This is a genomic window from Pseudomonas sp. HMSC063H08 (genome assembly GCF_001813645.1).
GTDB lineage: Bacteria > Pseudomonadota > Gammaproteobacteria > Pseudomonadales > Pseudomonadaceae > Pseudomonas > Pseudomonas aeruginosa.
Map to the genome: position 1 here is coordinate 1 of NZ_KV813390.1, position 452 is coordinate 452.

The 452-nt window shown below is 60.0% G+C and carries 1 protein-coding gene; it reads right to left on the bottom strand.

Annotated features, from left to right (window positions below; translation table 11 throughout):
• Positions 1–333: TIGR03745 family integrating conjugative element membrane protein (locus tag HMPREF2924_RS08195; protein WP_070700443.1), on the bottom strand; the 333-nt coding region annotated here is incomplete at its 3' end.
• Positions 334–452 lie beyond the last annotated feature (119 nt).

Here is a 452-nt window from a genome sequence, read left to right on the forward strand (position 1 = left end):
GACGAGATAAATGATCAAGATCAGCAGGCCGATGCCTACGGCCACGCCTGCCCCGAGATCCGACCACTTCTTCTTCCCATCATGGATGGCGTGATAGGTGCCGTAGGTATGCCAGGAGACTCCCAGAAAGACAGCCACGCAGATGAGTAGCGCGAGGAGCATTGCTCCGTCATAGCCGAAGTTCTGGATGGTTTGCATGATCCCCGAGCCCTCCCCACGGGTAGGTGCCTCGGGTTTGGGGAGTGCAGCCAAGGCGACACCTGGGAATGCCAAAGAGATGGCTGCCAGGCGCCGGCAGAGGGTGGACAGTTTCTGGAGGGTGAATTTCAGCATGAGTGTCTCCGTATGGGTCAGCTGAGGAGGATGAAGGAGGTGATGCCGAGGAGGACCAAGATCCGTATCGCGGAAGCGCCGGCAGTGGCGCTGTCGAGGTTGTTGGTGGCCCAGCCGCG